At 71.9% G+C, this 5,713-nt stretch carries 5 protein-coding genes; 4 read left to right on the top strand and 1 reads right to left on the bottom strand.

Translation table 11 applies throughout. The features are described 5' to 3' along the window. Positions 1-453, bottom strand: a 453-nt coding sequence (locus G6018_RS07050) for an enoyl-CoA hydratase-related protein (RefSeq protein WP_182639249.1), incomplete at its 3' end; no start/stop codon positions are given. Between the two features lie 129 nt (positions 454-582). Between G6018_RS07050 and G6018_RS07045 the strand changes: the two genes are divergently transcribed. Genes G6018_RS07045 through coaD form a run of 4 tightly spaced genes read left to right on the top strand, consistent with a single transcriptional unit; the run spans position 583 to position 5,658 of the window. Beyond that, complete coding sequence (locus G6018_RS07045; RefSeq protein WP_182639248.1) at positions 583-2,298, top strand: DAK2 domain-containing protein; 1,716 nt, start codon at positions 583-585, stop codon at positions 2,296-2,298. Beyond that, on the top strand, positions 2,295-4,571 hold the full coding sequence (gene recG / locus G6018_RS07040; RefSeq protein WP_182639247.1) for an ATP-dependent DNA helicase RecG: 2,277 nt from the start codon (positions 2,295-2,297) through the stop codon (positions 4,569-4,571). The genes G6018_RS07045 and recG overlap by 4 nt, the downstream gene beginning before the upstream one ends. Positions 4,572-4,600: 29 nt before the next feature. Beyond that, positions 4,601-5,188 carry a 16S rRNA (guanine(966)-N(2))-methyltransferase RsmD gene (gene rsmD / locus G6018_RS07035; protein ID WP_182639246.1) on the top strand — a complete coding sequence of 196 codons (588 nt, stop codon included), beginning with the start codon at positions 4,601-4,603 and terminating at the stop codon, positions 5,186-5,188. Then, a complete protein-coding gene (gene coaD, locus G6018_RS07030; RefSeq protein WP_182610806.1) occupies positions 5,185-5,658 on the top strand; it encodes a pantetheine-phosphate adenylyltransferase in 474 nt (157 codons plus the stop codon). Before rsmD ends, coaD begins: the two co-directional genes overlap by 4 nt. Positions 5,659-5,713 lie beyond the last annotated feature (55 nt).

Raw genomic sequence — 5,713 nt, 5'->3', positions numbered from 1 at the left:
GGACATCCCGCCGTCCGGTGACAGGCCGATACCCGGGTAGGCCGCGAGCAGGCGGGTGTCCGGGCCCCCGACGGAGAAGTCGGCGGCCAACGCGAGGGAGAGCCCGGCCCCCGCGGCCCAGCCGGCCACCGCGGCCACCACCGGCACAGGTGCCTCCTCCAGTTGCCTGACCACCACGTGCAACCGGTCGGCCAGCTCGCGGACGTGCTCCGAGCGGTCCTCGGCGGCGGCGAAGCCGGGCACGTTCCCACCCGCGCAGAAGTTCCTGCCCAGGCCCACGAGGAGGATCGCACCGGCGTCGATCTCGCCGGCGAGGAGCGCGGCCAGTGCGGTTCCGGCCTGGGTGACGGCGTCGGAGTCCAGCGAGTTCCCCCTGCCCTCGAGGGAGATGGGGATGGTGAGCACACCGTCCTCGAGGGTGACGAGGGGAGTGGCGTTCAGGGCAGTGGTCATCTGGGCTCCAGGGAGTGGTACGGGCCGTCTCGGCCTTTTCGACGGCTGTCGCAAGGTGAGGGTACTAGGCTTGGCCGCGCCGACCGACGGAGTCGGACCGTTGGGGTGGACGGACGCCGAGGAGGGGTGATGGCACAGGAGTCGACGAGTGTCGAGGAACGTCCGTCATCACTGGACGCCCACGGGCTTCTGGGGTGGGCGCGTCGGTGTGTGGAACATCTGGCGACCCACCGCGAGGAGATCAACGCCCTGAACGTCTTCCCGGTGCCGGACTCCGACACCGGGACCAATCTGCTCTACACGATGAGAGCCGCGGTCGACAGGGCCGAGGGCGAGGAGGCGTGGATCGCCGAGGGCGGGGGAAGTGCCGGCGCCCGCGAGATCGCCGTGGCGCTCGGTCACGGGGCCGTCCACGGTGCGCGGGGCAACTCCGGCGTCATCCTGTCCCAGGTTCTCCGGGCGGTCGGCGAGGCCGCGACCTTCACCGTCGTCGACGCCTCCACCTACCGTCGAGCGCTCCGGACGGCGGTGACCCTCGTCGACCATGCGCTCAGCGATCCGGTGGAGGGCACCATCGTGACCGTGTTGCGGGAGGCCGCCGGGGGCGCCGGTCGGTCGTCGGCGACCTCGCTCGTCGAGGTGGCACGGGCGGCCGCGGATGCCGGGGCGGAGGCCCTCGACCGCACGACGTCCCAGCTGCCCGCGCTGGCCCGGGCGGGGGTCGTGGACGCGGGCGGCAGAGGCCTGCTGGTGCTGCTGGACACCATGGTCGAGGTGCTCGGGGGACAGGCGCCGGAGCGACCGGACTACTTCGTCCCCGAGGACCCGTTCACCGAGCCGTCCGCGCAGTGTGACGGGACGGACGGTGGTGCCCCGGAGTCCTCCGCCGACACCCGGTACGAGGTCATGTACTCCCTGACCCATTCGGACGACGCGCGCGCCGACGAGCTCAGGTCCGCTCTCCGGACCCTGGGCGACAGCGTGGTGGTCGTGGGCGACGGTGGAACGGGGGACAACGCCCGCTGGGCGGTCCACGTCCACACCGACGACATCGGAACGGCGGTCGAGGTCGCGCTCTCGCTCGGCCGGGTCACCGAGATCCGTGTGACGGACATGTTGGACCCGGTGGGCGGGAGCCCGTCGACAGGGCACCGTCGACGGGATGGGTCCGGGGAGGGGGCGGACCGGACCGGACGCGAGCCCGAGCGGACGGTGGTGGCGATCGTCCCCGACGGGCCGCTCGCCGAGCTGTTCTCGGGCGCGGGGGCGCGAACGGTCGATCCGGACGAGGGCGGGGTGATCGACGCGGTGCTGGCACTGTCCGCGGACGAGTTGCTGGTGCTGCCCAACGGTGAGCTGTCCAGGGCGCAGATCGGAGCACTCGACGCCGCCCTGCGCGACGTCGACGGCAACGCCCTCATCCTCCCGACGGGGTCGGTCGTCCAGGGGTTGTCCGCGCTGGCCGTCCACGACCCCTCGACCACGTTGTCCCTGGACGGCTTCGGGATGGCGGACGCGGCCGCGGCCACCCGGCACGCGCACCTGGTGCGGGCCGAACACGACGCGCTCACCCTGGTGGGTCGCTGCGCCGCCGGGGACCTCCTCGGCATGGTCGGCCACGATGTCGCCCTCATCGAGACGGACCCGGTGGACGCGGTGTGCGCGCTCGCGGATCGGCTGCTCTCCTCGGGCGGCGAACTCGTGACCCTGCTGCTCGGCGCCGACTACGACGAGGCCGCGACGCAGGAGGCGCTGACCCGGATCCGCGACGGTCACCCCGACGTGGAGGTCGCCGGATACGCGGCCGGACCGGGCCGGGTGCTCGCGCACGTCGGGGTCGAATGACCGCGTTCGCCACCACGGACACGCCGCTGGAGGAGGTCCTCGACGCCGGACTGGCCGAGAGGATCACCACGGCCTTCGGCCACCGGACCGTCGGCGACCTGCTCCACACCCTGCCCCGTCGCTACCGGCAGCACGGGCAGCGCTACGACAGGCGCGAACTCGTCGACGGCGAGCGGGTGACGATCATCGGGACCGTCGCCACCGCCGCGACCCGTACCTACACCACCAAGCAGGGCCAGCCGCGGGAGATGCTCACGCTCACCGTGAAGGACGAGGACACCACGTTCAAGGTGGTCTACTTCGCCGGCCGCAGGATCAAGTTCATGCTCCCGGTGGGCACGGTGGCGATGTTCGACGGGACGGTGTCGCGGTTCCGCCAGTCCCTGGATCTCAAGCACCCCGAGTTCCTGGTCCTCCGATCGGTCGCCGGGCCCGGCGGCCAGCTCAAGGGCTCGGGTGACCTCGCCGCGCTCGCGCGACTCTCCGCGGAGATCGACGCCGAGGGCGGCCCGAGCCTGTTCGACCGCCCGCTCCTGCCCATCTACTCGGCCAAGGAGAGTGTGACGTCGTGGGACCTCCTCGGTGCGGTCGTCACCGCGATCCGCGCCCTGGTCCCCGTGGTGGACCCCCTCGACGACGCGGTCCGGCAGGCCGCGGGGTTGATGGGCCTCGACGAGGCGCTGCGCAAGGCCCACCTGCCCGGATGCGTCGAGGACGCGGACAGGGCCGGCCACCGCCTCCGGTTCGACGAGGCGATCGCACTGCAGCTGCTGCTGGGGGCCCGGCGCCGCTTCGTCGCCCGTGACCCGGCGCCGGCCAGCCCGGTGCGCGGGGACGGCGTCCGAGCCGCGATGGAGTCGCGGATGCCGTTCGAGCTCACCGCCGGGCAGCAGACCGTCCTCGAGGAGATCTCGGCGGACCTCACGCTCGACGAACCGATGAACCGTCTGCTCCAGGGTGAGGTCGGCTCCGGGAAGACGGTCGTCGGGCTGCTCGCGATGCTCCAGGTGGTCGATGCGGGGCGCCAGTGCGTGATGCTGGCGCCCACCGAGGTCCTGGCCACCCAACACCACCGCTCGTTGACGGCCATGCTCGGTGATCTGGGGGAGCGGGGCCGACTCGGCGCCGCGGACCAGGCCACCCGGGTCGTGCTGCTGACCGGGTCCATGTCCACGGCGGAGCGCCGGGCGGCCCTGCTCGACATCGTCACCGGGGAGGCCGGGATCGTCGTGGGGACGCACGCGCTCATCCAGGACTCCGTCGACTTCTTCGACCTGGGGCTGGTCGTGGTCGACGAACAACACCGCTTCGGGGTCCGTCAGCGTGACCGGCTCCGCGCCAAGGGGCGGGACGGGATGGTCCCGCACCTGCTGGTGATGACGGCGACGCCGATCCCCCGCACCATCGCGATGACGGTGTTCGGCGACCTGGAGGTCTCCGAGCTGGGTGAACTGCCCGGTGGACGCAGACCCATCTCGACCTCCGTCGTGCCGGCCAGGGACAGGCCGAGATGGGTGGAGCGCACCTGGGAGCGGGTGCGGGAGGAGGTCGGGGCTGGTCATCGCGCGTATGTCGTGTGTGCGCGGATCGACGCCGAGACCACCGACGCCCCGGACGGGGCCCCGAAGGCGGGGGACGACGACAAGGGCGGCGACAGGCCCCCGCTGGTCGCCGCCGTGGAGCTCCACCAGTACCTGTCCACCGGGCCTCTCGCGGGACTCCGCATCGGCTTGATGCACGGTCGGCTGCCCCCCGAGGCGAAGGACGCGACCATGACCGCGTTCGCGTCCGGTGATCTCGACGTCCTGGTGTCGACGACCGTGATCGAGGTCGGGGTGGACGTACCGGAGGCCACCGTGATGGTGGTGATGGACGCCGACCGGTTCGGGGTGAGCCAGCTCCACCAACTCCGTGGACGGGTGGGTCGGGGTGGCCTGCCCGGGCTCTGCCTGCTCGTGACCAACTCCCGCGAGGGGGGCAAGGCGATGGAACGGTTGAACGCCGTCGCGGCCACCACCGACGGGTTCCTGTTGGCGCAGCTCGACCTGGTCCAACGCCGCGAGGGTGACGTCCTCGGAGACGCTCAGTCGGGTGCACTTGCCTCGCTGCGGTTGTTGTCCGTCGTCGAGGACGGCGAGGTCATCGAGATCGCACGCCGCCACGCCGAGGAGATCCTCGACTCCGACCCCGGGCTCGACACCCACCCGGCTTTGGCCGAGCGGGTCCGCCGACTGTCCGGTTCGGACGAGTCGGACTACCTGTTCAAGTACTGACCACCACCATCTCGACCATCGGGGGAGTCATGACCCGCATCATCTCGGGCCGCCTGCGCGGGCGGTCGATCACCGTGCCGCCCTCGGGGACCCGGCCCACCACCGACCGCGTCCGCGAGGCCCTGTTCAGCGCGATCACCAGCCGGATGGATCTGGACGGAACCGCCGTGCTGGACCTGTTCGCGGGATCGGGCGCCCTCGGCTTGGAGGCGGTCTCCCGGGGCGCCGACGTGGTGTGGTTCGTGGAGGACAACCCCCGGGCGGTCGCGAGCATCCGCGCGAACACCGCGGGTGTGTCCTCGTCGTTCCCGGCGGTCCGCCCGACCGTGAAGCGGGCGGCGCTGCCCGCCGCCGTCGCCGGTCCGTGCCCCGTGGCCGGCGGGTTCGACCTCGTCCTCGCAGACCCGCCGTACGAGAAGTCCGGGGAGCTCGACGCCCCCGTCCTCGAGGCGTTGTCGGCGGGAGGCTGGCTGGCCGGGGACGCCCTCGTGGTGTGGGAGAGGTCCCGACGGGACCCGGCCGTGCGATGGCCCGACGGATACGAGGTGGAGTTCGAACGGACCTACGGGGAGACCGCCGTCGAGATCGCCCGGCCGGTTGATACGGTCGCCCGATGACCACCGTCGTGTGCCCAGGCTCGTTCGACCCGGTGACCCTCGGGCACCTCGACATCATCCGGAGGTCGGCCCAGCTGTTCGACGACGTGATCGTGTGCGTCGTGGCCAACCCCAACAAGCAGGGGACATTCACCATCGACGAGCGGAAGGCGCTCATCGAGGAGGTCTGCACCGACCTCCCCGGGGTCCGCGTCGACAGCTTCTACGGGTTGCTCGTCGACTACTGCCGCGAGAAGGGCGCCACGGCCGTGATCAAGGGCCTGCGCGACTCGACCGACTACGACTACGAACTGCCGATGGCCCACATGAACAGGTCGATCGCGGGGGTGGACACCGTGTTCCTGCCGACCCGGGCGGACCTGGCCTTCGTGTCCTCGTCGCTGTGCCGCGAGGTCACCCGTCTGGGCGGGGACGTCTCGCATCTCCTGCCGGATCCCGTCGCACGGGCCCTGAAGGACCGGCTGGGCTGACCGGGCCCCGGCGCGCCGGACCACCGGACACACCGCCGCCGCACCGGCACCGGGG

Origin of the sequence: Dietzia sp. DQ11-44, assembly GCF_014145205.1 — a bacterium.
Lineage (GTDB): Bacteria > Actinomycetota > Actinomycetes > Mycobacteriales > Mycobacteriaceae > Dietzia > Dietzia natronolimnaea.
The sequence above is the reverse complement of the archived record's forward strand: the minus strand, read 5'-3'. Positions and strand labels throughout refer to the sequence as shown.

Bases quoted from the DNA above. Each gene is read 5' to 3' on its own strand.
- G6018_RS07045 (WP_182639248.1), top strand. From the start codon at position 583: ATGGCACAGGAGTCGACGAGTGTCGAGGAACGTCCGTCATCACTGGAC.
- rsmD (WP_182639246.1), top strand. From the start codon at position 4,601: ATGACCCGCATCATCTCGGGCCGCCTGCGCGGGCGGTCGATCACCGTG.
- recG (WP_182639247.1), top strand. From the start codon at position 2,295: ATGACCGCGTTCGCCACCACGGACACGCCGCTGGAGGAGGTCCTCGAC.
- coaD (WP_182610806.1), top strand. From the start codon at position 5,185: ATGACCACCGTCGTGTGCCCAGGCTCGTTCGACCCGGTGACCCTCGGG.